The organism is Nocardia aurea (genome assembly GCF_003123685.1).
GTDB classification, from domain to species: Bacteria; Actinomycetota; Actinomycetes; order Mycobacteriales; family Mycobacteriaceae; genus Nocardia; species Nocardia aurea.
Map to the genome: position 1 here is coordinate 268,015 of NZ_QCYJ01000103.1, position 19,991 is coordinate 288,005.

The 19,991-nt window shown below is 67.8% G+C and carries 24 protein-coding genes; 19 read left to right on the forward strand and 5 right to left on the reverse strand.

What is annotated here, in order from left to right; all coding sequences use genetic code 11:
- Nucleotides 1-5 precede the first annotated feature (5 nt).
- The 10 genes from DAT37_RS22380 (at nucleotide 6) to DAT37_RS22425 (ending at nucleotide 10,080) form a co-directional block, all read left to right on the forward strand.
- Complete coding sequence (locus tag DAT37_RS22380; protein WP_109526788.1) at nucleotides 6-434, forward strand: TIGR02611 family protein; 429 nt, start codon at nucleotides 6-8, stop codon at nucleotides 432-434.
- On the forward strand, nucleotides 434-1,069 hold the full coding sequence (locus DAT37_RS22385) for a (2Fe-2S)-binding protein (protein WP_198654389.1): 636 nt from the start codon (nucleotides 434-436) through the stop codon (nucleotides 1,067-1,069). The genes DAT37_RS22380 and DAT37_RS22385 overlap by 1 nt, the downstream gene beginning before the upstream one ends.
- Before the next feature lie 148 nt (nucleotides 1,070-1,217).
- A complete protein-coding gene (gene thrS, locus DAT37_RS22390; RefSeq protein ID WP_109527326.1) occupies nucleotides 1,218-3,278 on the forward strand; it encodes a threonine--tRNA ligase in 2,061 nt (686 codons plus the stop codon).
- Nucleotides 3,275-3,889: an HIT family protein gene (locus tag DAT37_RS22395; protein WP_232839927.1), complete on the forward strand. Its 615-nt coding sequence runs from the start codon at nucleotides 3,275-3,277 to the stop codon at nucleotides 3,887-3,889. The genes thrS and DAT37_RS22395 overlap by 4 nt, the downstream gene beginning before the upstream one ends.
- Before the next feature lie 91 nt (nucleotides 3,890-3,980).
- On the forward strand, nucleotides 3,981-4,691 hold the full coding sequence (pgsA, locus tag DAT37_RS22400; RefSeq protein WP_109526790.1) for a phosphatidylinositol phosphate synthase: 711 nt from the start codon (nucleotides 3,981-3,983) through the stop codon (nucleotides 4,689-4,691).
- Nucleotides 4,692-4,752: 61 nt separating this feature from the next.
- A complete protein-coding gene (locus DAT37_RS22405; RefSeq protein WP_109526791.1) occupies nucleotides 4,753-5,724 on the forward strand; it encodes a phosphatidylinositol mannoside acyltransferase in 972 nt (323 codons plus the stop codon).
- Entirely contained in the window at nucleotides 5,721-6,845 is a 1,125-nt protein-coding gene (locus DAT37_RS22410) for a glycosyltransferase family 4 protein (protein ID WP_109526792.1), read from the forward strand. Before DAT37_RS22405 ends, DAT37_RS22410 begins: the two co-directional genes overlap by 4 nt.
- A complete protein-coding gene (locus tag DAT37_RS22415) occupies nucleotides 6,845-7,888 on the forward strand; it encodes an NUDIX hydrolase (RefSeq protein WP_109527328.1) in 1,044 nt (347 codons plus the stop codon). The genes DAT37_RS22410 and DAT37_RS22415 overlap by 1 nt, the downstream gene beginning before the upstream one ends.
- 509 nt (nucleotides 7,889-8,397) lie before the next feature.
- Nucleotides 8,398-9,318 carry a pyridoxal 5'-phosphate synthase lyase subunit PdxS gene (gene pdxS / locus DAT37_RS22420; RefSeq protein WP_109526793.1) on the forward strand — a complete coding sequence of 307 codons (921 nt, stop codon included), beginning with the start codon at nucleotides 8,398-8,400 and terminating at the stop codon, nucleotides 9,316-9,318.
- A gap of 261 nt (nucleotides 9,319-9,579) precedes the next feature.
- Entirely contained in the window at nucleotides 9,580-10,080 is a 501-nt protein-coding gene (locus DAT37_RS22425) for a hypothetical protein (protein WP_109527329.1), read from the forward strand.
- Between the two features lie 254 nt (nucleotides 10,081-10,334).
- Here the strand turns inward: DAT37_RS22425 and DAT37_RS22430 are convergent, their stop codons facing one another.
- The gene (locus DAT37_RS22430; RefSeq protein WP_109526794.1) at nucleotides 10,335-10,967 is read right to left on the reverse strand and encodes a nucleoside/nucleotide kinase family protein; all 633 of its coding nucleotides are present in this window, start codon (nucleotides 10,965-10,967) and stop codon (nucleotides 10,335-10,337) included.
- Between the two features lie 131 nt (nucleotides 10,968-11,098).
- Between DAT37_RS22430 and DAT37_RS22435 the strand changes: the two genes are divergently transcribed.
- The 3 genes from DAT37_RS22435 to DAT37_RS22445 all read left to right on the forward strand — a co-directional run bounded on the left by DAT37_RS22435 (nucleotide 11,099) and on the right by DAT37_RS22445 (nucleotide 13,556).
- Nucleotides 11,099-11,920, forward strand: a complete 822-nt coding sequence (locus DAT37_RS22435) for an acyl-CoA thioesterase (protein WP_109526795.1) — start codon at nucleotides 11,099-11,101, stop codon at nucleotides 11,918-11,920.
- 58 nt (nucleotides 11,921-11,978) lie between these two features.
- Nucleotides 11,979-12,641, forward strand: coding sequence for a pyridoxal 5'-phosphate synthase glutaminase subunit PdxT (gene pdxT, locus DAT37_RS22440; protein WP_109526796.1), 663 nt, complete (start codon nucleotides 11,979-11,981; stop codon nucleotides 12,639-12,641).
- Nucleotides 12,642-12,800: 159 nt separating this feature from the next.
- A complete protein-coding gene (locus DAT37_RS22445) occupies nucleotides 12,801-13,556 on the forward strand; it encodes a YebC/PmpR family DNA-binding transcriptional regulator (RefSeq protein ID WP_109526797.1) in 756 nt (251 codons plus the stop codon).
- Between the two features lie 51 nt (nucleotides 13,557-13,607).
- On the opposite strand, the gene DAT37_RS22450 is transcribed toward DAT37_RS22445, so the two are convergent.
- Entirely contained in the window at nucleotides 13,608-14,111 is a 504-nt protein-coding gene (locus tag DAT37_RS22450) for an SRPBCC family protein (RefSeq protein WP_109526798.1), read from the reverse strand.
- A complete protein-coding gene (locus tag DAT37_RS22455) occupies nucleotides 14,108-14,473 on the reverse strand; it encodes a metalloregulator ArsR/SmtB family transcription factor (RefSeq protein ID WP_109526799.1) in 366 nt (121 codons plus the stop codon). Before DAT37_RS22455 ends, DAT37_RS22450 begins: the two co-directional genes overlap by 4 nt.
- Nucleotides 14,474-14,546: 73 nt before the next feature.
- Between DAT37_RS22455 and DAT37_RS22460 the strand changes: the two genes are divergently transcribed.
- The 6 genes from DAT37_RS22460 to DAT37_RS22485 all read left to right on the forward strand — a co-directional run bounded on the left by DAT37_RS22460 (nucleotide 14,547) and on the right by DAT37_RS22485 (nucleotide 18,541).
- Nucleotides 14,547-15,062, forward strand: coding sequence for an O-acetyl-ADP-ribose deacetylase (locus DAT37_RS22460; protein ID WP_109526800.1), 516 nt, complete (start codon nucleotides 14,547-14,549; stop codon nucleotides 15,060-15,062).
- 48 nt (nucleotides 15,063-15,110) lie between these two features.
- Nucleotides 15,111-15,524 (forward strand): MmpS family transport accessory protein, encoded by a 414-nt coding sequence (locus tag DAT37_RS22465; RefSeq protein ID WP_109526801.1) that lies wholly within the window; start codon nucleotides 15,111-15,113, stop codon nucleotides 15,522-15,524.
- Between the two features lie 106 nt (nucleotides 15,525-15,630).
- Nucleotides 15,631-16,224 (forward strand): crossover junction endodeoxyribonuclease RuvC, encoded by a 594-nt coding sequence (ruvC, locus tag DAT37_RS22470; RefSeq protein WP_109526802.1) that lies wholly within the window; start codon nucleotides 15,631-15,633, stop codon nucleotides 16,222-16,224.
- Nucleotides 16,221-16,823, forward strand: coding sequence for a Holliday junction branch migration protein RuvA (ruvA, locus tag DAT37_RS22475; RefSeq protein ID WP_109526803.1), 603 nt, complete (start codon nucleotides 16,221-16,223; stop codon nucleotides 16,821-16,823). Before ruvC ends, ruvA begins: the two co-directional genes overlap by 4 nt.
- 12 nt (nucleotides 16,824-16,835) lie before the next feature.
- The gene (ruvB, locus tag DAT37_RS22480) at nucleotides 16,836-17,918 is read left to right on the forward strand and encodes a Holliday junction branch migration DNA helicase RuvB (protein ID WP_109526804.1); all 1,083 of its coding nucleotides are present in this window, start codon (nucleotides 16,836-16,838) and stop codon (nucleotides 17,916-17,918) included.
- A gap of 107 nt (nucleotides 17,919-18,025) precedes the next feature.
- Nucleotides 18,026-18,541, forward strand: coding sequence for a GtrA family protein (locus DAT37_RS22485; protein ID WP_109526805.1), 516 nt, complete (start codon nucleotides 18,026-18,028; stop codon nucleotides 18,539-18,541).
- Nucleotides 18,542-18,576: 35 nt separating this feature from the next.
- Here the strand turns inward: DAT37_RS22485 and DAT37_RS46090 are convergent, their stop codons facing one another.
- On the reverse strand, nucleotides 18,577-19,149 hold the full coding sequence (locus DAT37_RS46090) for a DivIVA domain-containing protein (RefSeq protein ID WP_109526806.1): 573 nt from the start codon (nucleotides 19,147-19,149) through the stop codon (nucleotides 18,577-18,579).
- A 143-nt stretch (nucleotides 19,150-19,292) separates the two neighbouring features.
- Nucleotides 19,293-19,958 carry a TetR/AcrR family transcriptional regulator gene (locus DAT37_RS22495; RefSeq protein WP_109526807.1) on the reverse strand — a complete coding sequence of 222 codons (666 nt, stop codon included), beginning with the start codon at nucleotides 19,956-19,958 and terminating at the stop codon, nucleotides 19,293-19,295.
- Nucleotides 19,959-19,991: the final 33 nt, after the last annotated feature.

Consider the following 19,991-nt stretch of genomic DNA (forward strand, 5'->3'; position numbering starts at 1 on the left):
GCGGTGTGAGTACCGATCTCGACCCCCGGTCCACGCCGCCGCCGACCGGCTGGCGTGCCTTCCGCGCGGGCGTGGCCGCGCGGCCTACGCTGAACCTCGCCTACCGGATCGGTGTCGGGTTCGTCGGCACGGCGGTGCTGATCGTGGGGATCGCCGCCATTCCGTATCCCGGTCCCGGCTGGGCGATCGTTTTCGCCGGGCTCGGCATCCTCGCCACCGAATTCGCCTGGGCGCGCCACGCGCTCGGTTGGTTGCGAGATAAATATCGGCAGGTCATGGCCTGGTACACCGCGCGTGGCCCGGTGCTGCGGGTGAGCGCGGCACTGGCCACCGCGTTACTGGTGATCGCGACGCTTTGGATTCTCGGCACATTCGGAATGGTCGGCGGCTGGATCGGAGTCGAATCGGAATGGTTGCACAGTCCCCTCTCGTAGTGGGTTCCGTTCCAGGAACCACACTCACGCACCCGGAGTGGCTGACCGCGCGGATCGCGGAGATGGGCCGGTCCTGGGGGACCACCGCACCGCGCATCGCGGGCACGCTGTGGTGGTGCATGGCGGCATCCGCGCTGGTCGAACAGCTCGTGCGGGCCTATATCGACGGCGAGTCCACGCCGACGCCGGAATTGCGGAACCTGGACTGCGACATGCGACCCGACGGCGGCGTGGAGCGGGTGCGGGTCTCTGCGGCGACCGGGGACGCCCGCGCCGACGGCTGCGAGGTCCGCGCACCCGCCGAGGGTTTGCGCGACACGCTCGCGACGGTGATCCCGCCGGTGGCCGAGGTCTCCGGCGCCGGTGCCGCCGCGCTCTGGGCGATCGTCGCCGACGCCATCGGCAATCGCGCCATCGACGCGGGCGATCCCGCCGCGGGCAGCAGGCTCGCCGCCGAGATCGGCGGGAAACTGCCCGCGCCGCGTTTCGTCGACGTCGGTGGGCGCACATTCGTCCGCAGGATCTCCTGCTGCCTGGTCTTCGAGGTTCCCGGCTGCCAGATGTGCACCAGTTGCCCCAAACGTCCCGCCGCCGACCGCGCGGCCTTGCTCGAGGCGGCGGCCGCCGGGAGCTGAGGAAGCCCGAACCTCGCGACGTCGAGCCGTACGGCGTGAATGCGCGCGGAGCGCGGACGGTTAGCATGGTCGCGCCGGAGCAAACGTGTCTCCGGTGATGACGCGCGCGGGAAAGACCCGCCACGAGAACGTCAAGGAGTGCGCTGCCGTGACCACCTCAGCACCGATCAGCCCTGCCGCCCTCGTCCGGGTGCAGGCCGGGACGACGGCGGGCGCCGCGGTGCGGGAGGCCGGTCTGCCGACGAAGGGCCCCGACACCATCGTCGTGGTGCGCGACGGCGAGGGCGCGCTGCGCGATCTGTCCTGGACCCCCGAGACCGACGTCGAGGTGGAGGCGGTCACCGCCGCCTCCGACGACGGCCGCAGCGTGATCAGGCATTCGGCCGCGCATGTGCTGGCCCAGGCGGTGCAGCAGGAGTTCCCCGAGGCGAAACTCGGCATCGGTCCGCCCATCAAGGACGGCTTCTACTACGACTTCCGGGTCGAACGCCCCTTCACCCCGGAGGATCTGGCGAAGCTGGAATCCCGGATGAAGAAGATCGTCAAAGGCGCGCAACGCTTTTCGCGTCGCGTGGTCGAGGTGGACGACGCCAGGGTCGAACTGGCGAACGAACCGTTCAAGCTGGAACTGATCAGCGACAAATCCGGGATCGACGATCCGGAGATCATGGAGGTCGGCGGTAAAGAGCTGACCATCTACGACAATCTCGATCCGCGTACCGGCGAGCGGATCTGGGCCGACCTGTGCCGCGGCCCGCACATCCCGACCACCAAATTCATTCCCGCCTTCAAACTCACCCGCAGCTCGGCCGCCTACTGGCGCGGTGATCAGGAGCGCGAGGATCTGCAGCGGATCTACGGCACCGCCTGGGAGTCCCAGGAGGCGCTGGACGAGCACCTGCACCTGCTGGCCGAGGCCGAACGCCGCGACCACCGCAAACTGGGGCTGGAGCTGGACCTGTTCAGCTTCCCCGACGAACTCGGCTCCGGACTGCCGGTGTTCCACCCCAAGGGCGGCATCATCCGCAAGGAACTCGAGGAGTACTCGCGCCGCCGCCACGTGGCCGCCGGATACGAATTCGTCAACACCCCGCACATCACCAAGGGCCACCTGTTCGAGGTCTCCGGCCACCTGGACTGGTACCGCGACGGCATGTTCCCGGCCATGCACCTGGACGCCGAACTCAACGAGGACGGCACCGTCCGCAAACCCGGCCAGGACTACTACGTCAAGCCGATGAACTGCCCGATGCACAACCTGATCTTCCGGGCGCGCGGACGGTCCTACCGGGAGCTGCCGCTGCGGCTGTTCGAATTCGGCTCGGTCTACCGCTACGAGAAGTCCGGCGTGATCCACGGACTGACCCGCGTGCGCGGCATGACCCAGGACGACGCGCACATCTACTGCACCAAGGAGCAGATGCACGCGGAGCTGACCGGCACCCTGCGATTCGTGCTCGATCTGCTCAAGGACTACGGCCTCGACGATTTCTACCTGGAGCTCTCGACCAGGGATCCGAAGAAGTTCGTCGGCTCCGACGAGATCTGGGAAGAGGCCACCGAGACCCTGTCGAAGGTCGCCTCGGCCTCGGGGCTGAACCTGGTTCCCGATCCGGGCGGCGCCGCCTTCTACGGCCCGAAGATCTCGGTGCAGGCCAAGGACGCGCTCGGGCGCACCTGGCAGATGTCGACCATCCAACTCGACTTCAACCTGCCCGAGCGTTTCGACCTCGAGTACACCGCCTCCGACGGCACCAAACAGCGTCCGGTGATGATCCACCGCGCGCTGTTCGGCTCCATCGAGCGGTTTTTCGGCGTACTGACCGAGCATTACGCGGGCGCGTTCCCCGCCTGGCTCTCGCCGGTCCAGGTGGTCGGCATCCCGGTCGCCGAGGCCTTCGCGCCGCATCTGGATCTGGTCGTCGAACGGTTGCAGGACGCGGGGATCCGCGCGCAGGTCGATCGCAGCGACGACCGGATGCAGAAGAAGATCTTCAACAACACCGCCCAGAAGGTGCCGTTCATGCTGCTCGCCGGCGAGCGTGACGTGAACGCGGGCGCGGTGAGCTTCCGCTTCCGCGACGGCACCCAGGTCAACGGGGTGCCGGTGGCCGACGCGGTGGCGACGGTCATCGCGTGGATCGCCGATCGCAAGAACGCCTCGCCGACGGCGGAGGGGTTCGAGATCGTGTCGGCGGAGCGGATATGAGCGAGCGGCCCGCGCCGGACGGCCTGAAAAAGCTAGCAGAACTGGACGAACTGGACGGCACCGTGGACGACGGCAGCATCGTGGACAGGGGAGCGGGCGTACCCGATCGGCTGCAACGACTCTGGACCCCGTACCGGATGTCCTACATCGCCGAGGCGGCCACCGCTCGTCCGGCGGATTCGACCGGACATCCCTTCACCGATATCCCGCTGATGTCAGACGAGGACGGCCTGATCATCGCGCGCGGCGAACTCGTCTACGCGGTACTCAACCTCTACCCGTACAACCCGGGGCACATGATGGTGGTGCCCTACCGGGTGGTCGCCAATCTGGAAGATCTCACCGACGCCGAGAGCGCCGAGTTGATGGCCTTCACCCAGCGGGCGATCCGGGTGATGAAGCGCGTGTCGCGGCCGCACGGATTCAATGTCGGACTCAATCTCGGTGGGGTGGCGGGCGGATCGCTGGCAGATCACCTGCACCAGCACATCGTGCCGCGCTGGGGCGGTGACGCCAATTTCATCACCGTCGTCGGCGGGGTCAAGGTGATGCCGCAGTTGCTACGGGAGACCAGGGCGCTACTCGCGCAGGCATGGAAGGAATCGGAGTGAGCGATCGCGTGGCCGCGGTCATCGAAGCCGCCCGGATGCCCGACCCCGGTACGCGGCCGCTCCGCACAGTCGAGCGGGAAACGGACTAGAGGTGCTGAGCTTCTTCGGCCGCGAGGCGTTCGCGAAGGCGACAGCGCCGCTGGGCAAGGCATTGGTCAAGACGGGGCTCACTCCCGACGCGGTGACCGTCATCGGTACCACCGCCTCCATCGCGGCCGCGCTCACGCTGTTCCCCAGCGGGCACCTGTTCTGGGGCACGATGGTGATCTGGCTGTTCGTCATGTTCGACATGCTCGACGGCGCGATGGCCCGCGCGCGCGGTGGCGGCACGCGTTACGGCGCGGTGCTCGACGCGACCTGCGACCGGGTCGCCGACGGCGCGATCTTCGGCGGGCTCGCGTGGTGGGCGGTCTACCACGAGAACAACAGGGCACTGCTGTTCGCGACACTGGTGGTTCTGGTGACCTCGCAGGTCATCTCCTACGCCAAGGCGCGCGCCGAGGCGAGCGGGCTTTCCGCCGACGGCGGTCTGATCGAACGCCCGGACCGGCTGATCATCGTGCTGGTCGGCGCGGGTTTCACCGGAATCGGCGGATACTGGGATATCGAGTGGCTCACCTGGGCGGTGCACGTCGCGATGTGGATCCTGGCGGTGCTGAGCATCGTCACGGTCTTCCAGCGGGTGCTCGCGGTACGCAATTCGCCGGGCGCGCGCGAGGTGATTCCGCCCGCGAAACCGCGTGGTCCGGACACGGGCGACACGGCCTCCGGCGCGGCGGACGCGGCGGGGCAGCCGTCGTGAGATCGCCGGGCCACGGCACGGGCAGCGTCGAGACGCTCGGCGCGACAGGAGGATCCGGGGGATGAGCGAGGTCAGGGCCGTGCTGTCGGACCGGGCGTACGCGGCCGGTTGGCGGTTGGTGCGCGCGCTTCCCGAACGCACGGCGCGCGCGCTGTTCGACAAAGGCGCGGACCGGGCGGTGCGCAAGGGTGGTCCGGCGCAGTTGCGGCGCAATCTGGCCCGGGTGATCGGCACCGCCCCGGAGGCGGTTCCCGACGAGTTGATCCGCGCGTCCATGCGTTCCTACGCGAGGTATTGGCGCGAGGCGTTCCGGCTGCCGTCGATGGATCACACGAAGGTGCGCTACCACGTCGGCGGGTTGGAACATCTCGACGCGGCCCTCGCGGCCGGGCGCGGGGTGATCCTGGTGCTGCCGCATTCGGGCAACTGGGATATGGCGGGCGTGTGGCTGGTGCAGAACTACCAGAGCTTCTCCACGGTCATGGAGCGACTGAAGCCGGAATCGTTGTTCGAACGTTTCGTGCGCTACCGGGAGACCCTCGGATTCGAGGTTTTCCCGCTGACCGGTGGCGAGGAACCGCCGTTCCCGCAACTGGCGGCCCGCCTGCGGGACAACAGGATCGTGTGCCTGCTGGGGGAGCGCGATCTCACCGGGCGCGGTGTGCCGGTCACCTTCTTCGGCGAGCGCACCTGGATGCCCGCGGGGGCGGCGAAACTGGCCGTGGAGACCGGGGCCGCCATGATTCCGGTGCACGCTTGGTTCACCGTCGACGCCGACGGGCGCGAGGACTGGGGTCTGAAAACCGAAGCGCCGATCGATGTCTCGCGCGGAGTGGAGGTCGCGACCCAGGCGCTGGCGGACCGGTTCGCGGCCAATATCGCCGAACATCCCGCCGACTGGCATATGTTGCAGCCACTCTGGGAGGGTGACCTGTCCGCCGAGCGGCTGGCGCGTATCGCCGAGGTACGGCGTGACGGCCGCGCCGCGGCGGGAAATCCGGTCGCCGGGGGCACCGAGGAGGGCGCACCGTGAAAATCGGGATGGTATGCCCGTATTCCTTCGACGTGCCCGGTGGTGTGCAGGCCCACGTGGTCGAACTGGCCCGCGTCTTCATCGAACGCGGACATCGGGTGAGTGTGCTCGCACCCGCCTCCGACGGGACGCCGCTGCCGGATTTCGTCGTCTCGGCGGGCCGTGCCGTCGCGATCCCGTACAACGGATCGGTGGCCAGGCTGTCGTTCGGTCCAATGGCCTACACCAGGATTCGACGCTGGATCGACGGTAACGATTTCGACGTGCTGCACCTGCACGAACCCAACGCGCCCAGTCTGTCCATGCTCGCGCTCAAGATCGCCGAGGGGCCGATCGTCGCGACCTTCCACACCTCGACCACGAAGTCGTTGATACTCAGCACCTTTCAGGGGGTGCTCCGGCCCTATCACGAGAAGATCAGCGGCCGGATCGCGGTGTCGGAACTGGCGAGGCGCTGGCAGGTGGAGGCGCTGGGCTCCGACGCGGTGGAGATCCCCAACGGCGTCGACGTCGCCGCGTTCGCGCGCGCGCCGATGCTGCCCGGATATCCGAGGCCGGGACGGACCGTGCTCTTCCTCGGCCGTTACGACGAGCCGCGCAAGGGCATGGCGGTGCTGCTCGGCGCGCTGCCCGAGTTGGTGCGACGCCATCCCGAGCTGGAGATCTTGATCGTCGGTCGCGGCGACGAGGAGCGGCTGCGCCGCGAGGCGGGCGCGCTCGCCGGACATCTGCGTTTCCTCGGTCAGGTGACCGACGAGGAGAAGGCCTCCGCGATGCGCAGCGCCGACGTGTACGTCGCGCCCAATCTGGGCGGCGAGAGTTTCGGCATCATCCTGATCGAGGCGATGGCCGCCGGAACCCCGGTCGTGGCAGGTGAATTGGACGCCTTCCGCCGGGTACTGCGCGACGGCACCGCCGGTGTGCTCGTCCCGGTGGGGGATTCGGCCCGGCTCGCCGCCGCGATCGATTCGCTGCTCACCGATCGGGAGCGCCGCGACGAACTGGTGCGCACCGCGACCAGGGTGGTCGGCGAATACGACTGGCCGGTGGTGGCCGAACAGATCCTGCGCGTCTACGAGACCGTCGCCGTCGGAGATGTCAGGGTGCGTGCCGCCGGATGATCACGTTCTCCGCCACCACGGTCCTCGTTCTCGCGCTCATCGCGGCGGTGATCGTCGCGATCGGCATGTGGGCCTATTCCACCGCCAATCGGCTCGACCGGTTGCACGTGCGCTCGGACCAGTCCTGGCAGGCGCTGGAGGGTGCGCTCGCGCGGCGCGCGGTCGTGGCCAGGGCCGTCGCGATGGCGATCGCCGGGCCGGTGTCCGATCCCGCACTCGCCGAACAGGCCAGGGCGCTGACCGCCCTCGCCGGACGGGCCGAACGCGCCGGGCGTCCCGATCGCGAGACGGTCGAGAACCAGCTCTCGGTGGCGCTGTCCGGTGTCGATATCGCGCAATTGCGTCCGCAACTGGTCGCCGAACTCGCCGACGCCGAAGCCAGGGTGCTGATCGCTCGCCGCTTCCACAACGACGCCGTCCGCGACACGCTGGCGCTGCGCACGCGCCGTCCGGTCCGCATCCTGCACCTGGGCGGTACCGCGCCGCTGCCGACCTATTTCGAGATCACCGAGCGCGTCACCCCCGCCGCGTCGACCGGTCTGGCCGTCGACACCATCAGAACCTCGGCCAGGGTGGTGCTGCTCGACGAGCGCGACCGGGTGCTGCTGATGCGCGGACACGACCCGGTCACCCCGGACATCTCGTTCTGGTTCACCATCGGCGGCGGCGTCGAGCCGGGGGAGACGCTGCGCGGCGCCGCGGTGCGCGAACTCTGGGAGGAGACCGGGCACCGCGCCGATCCGGCGGCGCTGCGCGGGCCGATCTGGCGACGGGTCGCGGTGTTCCCCTTCAACGGCGAGCTGATCCGCGCCGAGGAACTGTTCTTCGCGTTGCGGGTGCCGTCCTACGAGCCCGAGCCGGGGAATCTCACCGCGATCGAACGCCGGTCCATCACCGGTCACCGGTGGTGCGCCCCCGCCGATATCCTCGCGCTCGAGGCCTCGGGGGAGATCGTCTACCCCTATCACCTGGACGAATTGCTCACCGAGGCCGTCGCCGCGTCCTCGGGTGCGTCGGATCCGGAAGTGCGGTCGATCCGGTAGGGTCGGATCGGCCACTGTGATGTGATTCACTATCGTGATAACTTCGTGACTGGATCGCGCTCGCACGGGTAGCCCTGTTGTCAGGACGTCACCGGAATGTCCGGTGTCGGCGCTCCCCGACGCTGTGGGGCGGGTCCAGTGAGGTGGAGGTAACTGATTCATGTCGTACCTGCTGTTCGATTTCCTGCTGCCGCTCATCGGAGCCGAGGGCGCGGAGTACTGGGCGAAGTTGCTGGTCGTCGATCCGATCTGACCGATCCGGTGTAGCTGACGGTTCGCTTGCGGGACAAGCGGATTCGCTCGGCGATCGTCGGTCGCGGCGTGATCCGCCCGGCCGGGGTCCGTGGTTGCCGCCCGCCCCGGAGAGGTCCACCGCGGCCTCGCGCCGAGGGTTTCGCCGCTCGCGCCCCGTACCGACCAGGCCAGTGGTCCCCAACTGGCTATCAAGTGGCATTTCCGGCACGCCTAGAATTGGGTCGATTTCCATCCGAGCGACCCGATTGGCGCCAATGACCCAGGAGTTTGCCGTGACCACGCCCGAAACCACCAACACCGTCGGCACCGCCCGCGTGAAGCGCGGAATGGCCGAGATGCTCAAGGGTGGGGTGATCATGGATGTCGTCACCGCCGAGCAGGCCAAGATCGCCGAAGACGCGGGCGCCGTCGCGGTGATGGCGCTCGAGCGGGTTCCGGCCGATATCCGGGCCCAGGGCGGCGTCTCCCGGATGAGCGATCCGGACATGATCGAGGGGATCATCGCCGCGGTCTCCATCCCGGTGATGGCGAAGGTCCGCATCGGCCACTTCGTGGAGGCGCAGATCCTGCAGAGCCTGGGCGTCGACTACATCGACGAGTCCGAGGTGCTGACCCCCGCCGACTACGAGAACCACATCGACAAGTGGAACTACACGATTCCGTTCGTATGCGGCGCCACCAATCTCGGTGAGGCGCTGCGCCGCATCACCGAGGGCGCGGCCATGATCCGGTCGAAGGGGGAGGCGGGCACCGGTGACGTGTCCAACGCCACCACCCACATGCGCCGGATCCGCCAGGAGATCCGCAAACTCTCGTCGCTGCCCGCCGACGAGCTCTTCGTCGCCGCCAAGGAGTTGCAGGCGCCCTACGAACTCGTGCGCGAGATCGCCGAAACCGGCAAACTGCCGGTCGTGCTGTTCACCGCGGGCGGTATCGCCACCCCCGCCGACGCCGCCATGATGATGCAGCTCGGCGCGGAAGGCGTCTTCGTCGGCTCCGGCATCTTCAAATCCGGCAACCCGGCCGAGCGTGCCGCCGCCATCGTCAAGGCCACCACCTTCTACGACGATCCGGATGTGCTCGCCAAGGTGTCGCGCGGTCTCGGCGAGGCGATGGTCGGCATCAACGTCGAGGAGATCGCCCAGCCGCACCGGCTGGCCGAGCGCGGCTGGTAACTCACGCAACGATCTCAGCGAAACGACCGTCGATCATCGGCGGTCGTTTCGCCGTTTCCGGCGCGAGTGTGGCGGTGCGGGAACGATGTCGAGTCGCGGCCGACGCTGTCGCGGGCCGACTCTTCGGACAGGCACATCGGAGCCTTACCGTTCCCACAGAACCGCTGGATAGCTTCGGGTCCGGTGCCGTGGACATCCGGTGACGTCCACCCCGGACGGCGCGGCACGGGTATCGGACCGACGAACGCAAAGGACGAGCAGTTGAAGCTTCGTAAGACCGGACGTATCGCGATAGCGAGCCTGGCCCTCACCGCCGCGCTCGGCCTCACCGCCTGCGGCACCGACGACAGCTCGAACAACGCCGAGTCCTCGCGCGCCTCGACCAGTGCCAGGGCCGCCGCGCCGACCGCCGACCTCCCGCCGACTCCCACCCCCGCCGCACTGAACGCGGAACTGCAGAAGGCGCTCGATCCGAGTATCCCGTCCTCGGAGAAGCTGGAGATGGTGCAGGGCGTCGAGGCCGATCCCGACCTACCCAACCGTTTGGCCGAGGCGTACAAGAGCACCGACGCGAAGGTCGAGATCACCGAGGTCACCGCGTTCGGCGACACCCTCAACGCCAAGGCGAAGCTGATCCTGAACGGCCAGGAGAACATCGCCGACGTCCCGTTCGTCGCGGAGAACGGGACGTGGAAGGTGCAGAAGGCATGGGCCTGCACGATGTTGACCAACCTGGGGCAGCAGTCGGTCGCCTGTAGCTGATCGAGTGCGGCAGGGGCCGCCGATGCGCTCACCGTGAGGTGAGGGAGGAACGCATCGGCGGCCCCTGCCGTGTCGAATGCGCCGTGATGCGATACATCTTCCTACTCGGATATGCGCATCAATGCATGATCCCCGGTGATATCTCCATCGATGCCGATCGACCGCTGCAACCCCGCGTTCGAGAACGAGCCGCGTTCGGTCACCGAAGTCGAGGCCCGGCGAGCGCTCGCCGTCGAGAGTCCGGTCGGCGGTGATCACCGTCGGTTCTCTCCGCGGGGCGAGTCCAGCAGCGCGGGCCGGTCCGGATGATCCCATCGCACGGAGAAATCCGCGGTGACCGGATTCTCCCGCCGATACCGCAGCAGCGGCTCGATGGTCCAGTGCTCGGAGTCCGGGGTCCGGCGACGAAGCGCGGCCTCGGACATGTCGAGTCGAACGGTCAGATCGAAGTCCAGATCGCGCCCGAGCAGCATCGGGCCCGCGACGACGAGCACGGTGCCGGGACGCGCGTGCCGGATCGGCGTTCGCGCGGAACGATCGTCGCGTTCGTTCCACAGCGCGGGTAGCCAGCGGTCGTCGTCGCGTAACGCGTCGAGAACTTCGCGCCGTAGTGCCGCGTAGTCGAACCACGCGGTGCGATAGGACATTTCGTCGTCGCGGCCGAATTCGAGCCGCAGTGAGGCCGGGCGGACGAAATCGTGCAGCGCGACGACGTCCGCGCCGCGTCCGACGTCGCGCAGGGAGTCGGCGAAACGCCGCGCGAGCGCGACCGGATCCGCGGCGTCGGCGCCGTCGACGGCGATCACCGTGTGCCCGGTTCGATCGATGACGGCGGCGGTGACCGATTCGGCCAGTCGGTCCTGGGTGATCGCAACGAAATTCGGCACCCGACCATCAGAACAAAGGAACTTCCCGACGGCGCGGGCGGCACTCCCGATGCCGGTGCGAGGGTTGCGGTGTGATCGCCGCCCCAGCGGCCGACCGGGGTGAACGCGCCGCGGCGGGCTAATCTCAGCCCATGGCGACAATCGAAGAGGCGCTCGAGATCGAACGGCTGGAGCGGGACATCTTTCGTGGTGCGTCCACGAAGACCCAGTTGGAGCGCACGTTCGGCGGACAGGTCGCGGGTCAGGCGCTGGTGGCGGCGGTGCGTACCGTCGAGCCGCGCTACCAGGTGCATTCCCTGCACGGCTACTTCCTGCGGCCGGGCAACCCCCAGGAACGCACCGTGTACCTGGTCGAGCGGATCCGTGACGGCCGGTCCTTCTGTACCCGCCGGGTCACCGGGGTCCAGGACGGCGACGCGATCTTCACGATGTCGGCCTCGTTCCACGTCGGTGACGCGGGTCCGACGCACCAGGACGTGATGCCGGTGGTGAAATTGCCCGACGAACTCTCCGATGTGCAGTTCGGTCTGAGCCCGGAGCGGCTGTGGGCGATGCGCGAATGGGAGCACTGGGATGTCCGCCCGGTGCCGCAGGAAGAGGTGGCGGCCCGTGACGGCGTCGTCTCCCCGCAGCAGGTCTGGTTCCGTTACCGGCACGCGCTGCCCGACGACCCGCTGTTCCACGTCTGCACCCTCGCCTACATGAGCGATATGACGTTGCTCGGCTCCTCCAAGGTGATCCACCCGGACGAGCCGACCCAGAACGCCTCGCTCGATCACGCCATGTGGTTCCTGCGCCCGTTCCGCGCCGACGACTGGCTGCTCTACGACCAGTCCTCGCCCTCGGCCAGTTTCGGCCGCGGTCTCACCGGAGGCAAGATCTTCAATCGCCGGGGTGAACTGGTCGCCGCGGTCGTCCAGGAAGGCCTGATCCGCAACCTGCGCGAGGACTGAGTATCGGCGGCGTCACCGTGAGCGGGGACACAGCGACGCTGCTCGTAAGCTCTGCCAGGTGAACGCCTCCTCGGTCACCGAACCCGCCGTCGACACCGCCGCGCCGACCTCGCGCCCCACGGTCGGCGTGCTCGCCCTACAGGGTGACGTGCGCGAACACATGGCGGCGCTGACCCATTGCGGCGCCGACCCCGTGCTGGTGCGCAGGGAATCGGAGCTGGCCGCCGTCGACGGACTGGTGCTGCCCGGTGGTGAGTCGACCACGATCAGCAAACTGCTGACCGTTTTCGACCTGCTCGAGCCGCTACGCGCCCGGCTGCGAAACGGTATGCCCACCTTCGGGTCCTGCGCGGGCATGATCCTGCTGGCCTCGGAGGTACTCGACACCCGACCCGATGCCGAACACCTATCCGGCGTCGATATGACGGTGCGCCGCAACGCATTCGGACGTCAGGTCGACTCGTTCGAGACCGATCTGGACTTCGCGGGCCTGGACGACGGGCCGATGCGCGCGGTGTTCATCCGCGCGCCCTGGGTCGAGCGGGCCGGACCCGGGGTCGAGGTGCTCGCGACCGTGCCGAGCGGACCGTGCGCGGGCCGGATCGTGGCCGTGCGAGAGGGCAATGTGCTCGCCACCTCGTTCCACCCGGAGGTGACCGGTGATCTGCGGGTGCACGGCATGTTCGTCGATATCGTGCGCGCCGCGCGATCGGGCGGCTGAGTCGCCGGTGTGGGCGGCGGACGGATCGGGCCGGACGGCGTCCATTAGGCTGGTGGAGTTGTCCGTTCGGCCGCGACGGCCGAAACCTCCGGGTTCGCCGCTGCGCCGCGGGTAACGCACCGACGTCCAGACGCGCTACCGACCTGAAGGAAGTAGGGAATGAGCGGCCACTCCAAATGGGCCACCACCAAGCACAAGAAGGCCGCGATCGACGCCAAGCGGGGAAAACTCTTCGCGAAGCTGATCAAGAACATCGAGGTCGCGGCTCGAACCGGTGGCGGTGACCCGGATGGCAACCCGACGCTGTACGACGCCATCCAGAAGGCGAAGAAGTCGTCGGTCCCGAACGACAACATCGAACGCGCCCGTAAGCGCGGCGGTGGTGAAGAGGCGGGCGGCGCCGACTGGCAGACGATCATGTACGAGGGTTACGGCCCCAACGGTGTCGCGGTCCTGATCGAATGCCTCACCGACAACCGCAATCGCGCCGCGGGCGAGGTCAGGGTCGCGATGACCCGCAACGGCGGCAATATGGCCGATCCGGGTTCGGTCGCCTACCTGTTCCACCGCAAGGGCATCGTCACGCTGGAGAAGAACGGTCTCTCCGAGGACGACGTGCTGCTGGCGGTACTCGACGCCGGTGCGGAAGAGGTCAACGACCTCGGTGACAGCTTCGAGGTCGTCAGCGAGCCGACCGATCTGATTCCGGTCCGCAAGGCGTTGCAGGCCGCGGGTATCGACTACGACTCCGCCGAGTCCGGTTTCCAGCCCTCGGTGAGCGTGCCGGTCGACGCGGACGGGGCCCGCAAGGTCTTCAAACTGGTCGACGCGCTGGAGGACAGCGACGACGTGCAGAACGTCTACACCAATGTCGACCTGTCCGACGAGGTGCTCGCACAACTCGACGAGGACTGATCACGCTCGAATCGGGGCGGTCCGCATGGTGTGGACCGCCCCGATTCGCGTCTATTCCGGGATGAGGCCCTCGTAGTAGGCGCGCATCGACGGGAAGTAGTCGTCGAAGTCGGGTGCTGGCGCGCCGTCGCGCGCGGTGCCGAACAGGTCGAGGTAGTACTCCCAGCCGGGACCGACGTGGGAGACCATCCCGAGTTCTTTCGGGCTGTTCAGGTGCTGGGTGAACCGCAGTTCGGTGCCCCCGCCCGATTCGGTGAGCGCGAATTCGAGCAACCACGAACCCTCCTCGTCGACGGCCGAGATCTCCAGTCGCCGCGGCGGTTCGCACGCGCCGATGCGCATCTCCGTCCACGGTTCGCCCTCCTCGAAGGCCATCTGGACCTTGATCACCCGGCCGGGGCCCGCCTGCCCTTCCCATGGTCCGTACCAGCGGGCGGTGCGCTCGGATTCGGTCATACTCGCCCAGACGTCCTCGATCGGGGCCCGGTAGCTGCGTCGCAGAACCAGGTCGGCGCCCGCCTCGGTGCCGAACAGTCGGCCGGAAGGTGTGGTCATGCCGTGTTCTCCTTCGTCCTATCCGGGTCGGCCGCCGCGGCGCGGTGTTCGCGCCTGGTCCGGTAGACCTCGGTCTCCAATGCGTCGAGATGCCCGGACCAGGTGTCCGCGCGGGTGATCGCGGAGATCCAGTCCGCGAGTTCGGTCAGCGCTGCCCGATCGAGCGTGTAGTACCGCTGCCTGCCTTCCAGTTCGTCGCGCACGAGACCGCTTTCGCGCAGCACCCGCAGGTGCCTGCTGATCGCGGGCCTGCTGATCCGGAATTCCGCCGCGATGGCGCCCGCGGTGAGCCGGTTCGCGCGCAGCAGTTCCAGGATCCGCCGCCGGACCGGATCGGCGATCGCTCCAGCCACCTCGTCCACGACAGAAGCGTAACCACTTGGTTACTCTTTGTCGAGTGTGTCCGGCCGGAATGTCGATCGGCAGAAGGGGGTCATGGTCTCTGTGACGCTCGTCCGCGGTGACATCACCGAACAATCCGTCGACGCCGTGGTCAACGCCGCGAATTCCTCGCTGCTCGGCGGCGGGGGAGTGGACGGCGCGATCCATCGGAAAGGCGGTCCGGAAATCCTCGCCGCGTGCAGGGCTTTGAGAGCTTCTCACTACGGCAAGGGTTTACGGACCGGCCAGGCCGTCGCCACCGCCGCGGGACGGTTGCCCGCCCGCTGGGTGATCCACACCGTCGGTCCGGTGTGGTCGGCCACCGAGGACCGCTCCGATCTGCTCGCCTCCTGCTATCGCGAATCCTTGCGTGTGGCAGACGAATTGGGTGCCGAGACGGTCGCGTTCCCGGCCATCTCCACCGGAATATACGGCTGGCCCATCGATGACGGTGCGCGCATCGCGATCGACACCGTTCGATCGACCTCGACGGAGGTGCGCGAAGTACGCCTTGTTGTGTTCGACCACAACGCTTTTGGAATATTCGAAGATCAACTCTCGGGCTCGTGACGCCGGGGTAGAGTCGCCTCGATCGAGTGGAGCCCAGGGAGGAACTCGATGGAGAACCGCAATACGCCACGTCAACTCGAACGAGCCCGGGATTCGTCGCGCAACCCGCTTACGCGGGTAATCGTGATCGCCGCGGCCGCCGTCGTCCTCGTGATCGCCGGGGTCGGAATCATCTTCGCCGTCGGAGGCGGCGAGGAAGACACGGTCACCTATGTCTACGAGGTCTCCGGAACGGCGGAAACCGCCCATATCAGCTACAACGTCGGCACCGACAAGCTCACCGAGGTCCCCGATGCCGCGCTACCGTGGCGGCAGTCGATCACCGACTCGGCCGGTTGGGCGGGCATCAGGGTCAAATCCGGCACCGATACCGGCAAGATCACGTGCCGAATCCTGCTGGGCGGCAGGGTTGTCGACGAGGAGACGGCCATCGGCTCGGCGACCTGCACCTACGCGGACTGACCGCGGCGCGGCCCCTCCCGGCCGGTCGTCCGTGTCGCTGGTGACCCGCCCGAACCTCATCCACTAGACTCTCGAACAGTTGTTCGTGTCTGCGAGAGGGGTTTTCGTGCGGGTGATGGGCGTCGATCCCGGGCTCACCCGGTGCGGGCTCAGCATGGTGGACGGCGGCATCGGACGTAAGGTCACCGCCATCGCCGTCGACGTCGTCCGGACACCGCCCGAACTCGATCTGGCCCATCGCCTGCTCCAGGTCGCCGACGCCGCCGAGTCCTGGATGGACACCCACCGGCCCGAGGCGGTCGCCATCGAGCGCGTCTTCGCCCAGCACAATGTGCGGACAGCGATGGGTACCGCGCAGGCGGGCGGGGTGATCGCGCTCGCGGCCGCGCGCCGGGGCATCCCGGTGGCCTTCCATACCCCGAGCGAGGTGAAAGCGGCGGTCACCGGCAGCGGCACCGCGGACAAGGCCCAGGTGACGGCGATGGTCACCCGCATCCTCGGACTCGCGGTCGCGCCGAAACCCGCCGATGCGGCCGATGCGCTCGCCCTGGCGATCTGTCATTGTTGGCGGGCGCCGCTGCTGGCCCGGATGGCCGCGGCCGAGGCGCAGGCCGCCGCGGCACAGCGGCGGTACACCGAACGGCTCGCCGCCCAGCAGGCACAGCGGCTCGCCGAACAACGGAAGGCGGTGGGCGGGTGATCGCGTCGGTACGCGGTGAGGTGCTCGAGGTCGCGCTCGACCACGTGGTGATCGAGGCGGCCGGGGTGGGCTATCGGCTCAACGCCACGCCCGCCACCCTGGCTACGCTGACCCGTGGCGAGGACACCCGGCTCTACACCTCGATGATCGTCCGCGAGGATTCGATGACCCTGTTCGGCTTCGCCGACACCGAAGCGCGCGACCTGTTCGGGCTGTTGCAGACGGTGTCCGGCGTCGGACCCCGGCTGGCCATGGCGGTACTGGCCGTGCTCGAACCGGAGGCGCTGCGCAAGGCGCTGGCGGAGAGCAATGTGGGGGCGCTGACCAGGGTGCCCGGCATCGGCAAACGCGGTGCCGAGCGCATGGTCGTCGAATTGCGCGACAAGGTGAATCTCGTTCCGGTGCAGGCGGGCCCGCCCGGATCGGTGCCACCGGCCACCGCCCCGGTGCGCGATCAGGTGATCGAGGCGTTGACCGGGCTCAGCTTCCCGCTCAAACAGGCCGAGCAGGCCGTCGACACCGTGCTGGCCGAACAGCCGGCCGCGGGGACCTCCGTCGCGTTGCGCGCGGCGCTGAATCTGCTCGGTAAGAACCGCTAGGCGGCGACGGATATGGAATACGAAGACGAATCGCCCGAATCCCAGGTCACCGCGAGTTACCTGCGGTCGGACGGGGAGATCGAGGCGAGCCTTCGCCCGAAATCGCTCGACGACTTCATCGGCCAGCCGCGTGTCCGCGAACAACTCGCGCTGGTGCTGCGCGGTGCGAAGCAGCGCGGCAGCACCCCCGATCACGTGCTGCTCTCCGGACCGCCGGGACTCGGCAAGACGAGTATGGCGATGATCATCGCGGGCGAGTTGGGCACGGCGCTGCGCCTGACCTCCGGTCCGGCGCTGGAACGTGCGGGCGATCTCGCGGCGATGCTGAGCAATCTGGTCGAAGGCGATGTCCTGTTCATCGACGAGATCCACCGCATCGCCCGGCCCGCCGAGGAGATGCTGTACCTGGCGATGGAGGATTTCCGCGTCGACGTCGTCGTCGGCAAAGGGCCAGGCGCCACCTCGATCCCACTCGATATCGCCCCGTTCACCCTGGTGGGCGCGACGACCAGGTCGGGCGCGCTGACCGGTCCGCTGCGCGACCGCTTCGGTTTCACCGGCCACATGGATTTCTACGAGCCGCCCGAACTGCTGCTGATCCTGCAACGCTCGGCCCATATCCTCGGCGTCGAGATCGACGTCGAGGCCGCCGCCGAGATCGCGGGCCGTTCCCGTGGTACGCCCCGTATCGCGAACCGTCTGCTGCGCCGGGTTCGCGACTACGCCGAGGTCCGCGCCGACGGGCGGGTGAACAGGGCGATCGCCCGGGCCGCGCTCGAGGTGTACGACGTGGACACCCTCGGTCTGGACCGTCTCGACCGCGCCGTGCTCGGCGCGCTGGTCCGCAGTTTCGGTGGCGGACCGGTCGGTGTCTCCACCCTCGCGGTCGCCGTCGGCGAGGAGTCGGCGACGGTCGAGGAAGTGTGCGAACCCTTCCTGGTTCGCGCGGGGATGATCGCCCGTACCCCCAGGGGGCGGGTCGCGACCGCCGCGGCCTGGGAGCATCTCGGACTGGTTCCGCCCCCGGATCTCGTCTTCGGCGCGATCGAGGTTCGTGGCCGCGAATCCCACCCGACTCTCGATCTCTTCGACTGAATCTCGGGTTCCCTCCCGCCCGCGTCGATGTCACCGCCTGTCCGTTTCGACGGCGGACCTCGCAGGCCGGGCGGCCGAGTCGGGTCCGGCGGGCTAGAGTCGATCGGGTGGCGGTGGTCCAGACAGTCCTCGAGCGAGTGCCCGAGCCGGTTCGTTCCCAGCTGATCCTGCATCGGGAGAAGCTCAAGTTCGCTATGGTCGGCGCACTGACCTGGTTCATCGATACCGGTGTGGTGTACGCGACGAAGTTGACCGTCCTGGGCGAGAAGCCGCTGACAGCACGACTTCTCGGGGTGCTGATCGCCACGATCGCGTCCTACGTGCTCAATCGCGAGTGGTCGTTCCGGACCCGCGGCGGCAGGCAACGTCATCACGAGGCCGCGCTGTTCTTCGCCGTCAGCGCGCTCGGCATCGGTGTGACACTGCTCCCACAAGCGATTTCGCTCTATATCTTCAATATCCGCGTGCCGCACGTCGGTCCGGTCACCCAGGCGGTCGCGAATTTCATCACCGGCCAGATCCTCGGCGTACTGCTGGCGATGGTGTTCCGTTTCTGGGCCTTCAAGCGCTACGTCTTCCCCGACGATCTGCGCGAAGCCGAACTGCACAGCATCCAGGGCTGAATCGGGGGCCGTTCGCCTGCCCGCGCGAGCGATGGTCAGCGGCGCGGCCCCATATGCTCCAGCGCGATCACGACCAGGTCGAGGAAGGCGTCGACCTCGTCGCGCTGATATCCCCGCGTCCCCAGTCGCGCGTCGGTGAACTGCACGGATTGCACATCGCCCACCGTCAGGCTGCCCGGTCCGCCGTGTACCAGGGTGGCCGCGACGAGATCGAGGAACGCGTCCACCTCTTCCTCGTTGTAACCCCGGTGCCCGACCGGAGCCTGGCTGAATCGCATGCGGTGCACATCGTCGTAGGTGAGCAGCGGGGCAGGGCGATCCGATCCGCTTCCGCCCGCGGGCACCGGTCGTAGACCGCGCTGGCGATATTCGAGTTCGACGCGCACCCGGTCGAGGAATTCGTCGACCTGATCGGCCTGATAACCGCGTCCGCCGAAGCGGGGTACGTCGAAGACGACATTGCGCACGGTGTCGGCGGTCATCGAGCCTCGCCCGTCCAGTGTCGCCGCGACCAACTCCAGAAAGGTGTCCACCTCGTCCGCGTCGTAACCGCGATGGCCCACCGATGGCATGGCGAAGTGGATCCGGCTCACATCCTCGGGAGTCATCACTCGCGTAATTGTGTCAGGCTCGTCATCCGAGGCCGATCGGTTGGCCCTATTTCGTACTGCACGGTCTCTTGTGAACACTTCGCCCCCATGCGAACCGGTCCTGCCTGTGTCCACACTGTAGCTTCCACCGCCCCGGCTTCTCAGTCCTTGCGAACACCGTCGACGAGCAATCTGCGGATGGCCACGTTCAGCGCGGCTATCGCCGATTCGTCCGGATCGCGCAGTCCGTGCACGATGCCCGCGAGCAACATGCCGGTGACAGCCCGTGCGGTATTCAGCGTGTCGAGATCCTCTCGGAGATAACCGAGTTCGACTCCGTGCTCCAGATAGCCCGCGGTGAGGGTGTCGGCGGTGTCCAGTAGCCCATACAGCCGCGCGGTGAGTTCGTCGTCGATTCCCGTCGCGTGGAAGAGCAACAACTGGGCGACCCGACGGTCCTCGACGAGTATGTGCGTCAGCGCGACGCCGATCCGGTCGATCTGCGCGCGGTATTCGTCGAGGGTGGTCGCGGCGTCCGGGGCGTTCTCGGTGCCGAGCGCGCCGACGATCCGCGCGGCCAGATCGTCGATGACGTGGTCGATGATGTCGCGCTTGTTGCTGAAGTAGCGGTAGAACGTGCCGTGTCCGATGCCGAGTTCGGTGGCGATATCGGCGATTCCGGTGGCGTGATAGCCGCGTTCGGCGAACTGGACGAAGGCGGTGTCGATGATGTCCTGGCGCAATTCGGCTTTGCGTCGTTCGGCCCGCGTCGGTGGCTTCGTCACCAGGCCGATGATACAGTCGTCACAAACGGAATGATGTGTCATTCTGTGATGAATGATTCAGCCGAGGCTGGATCC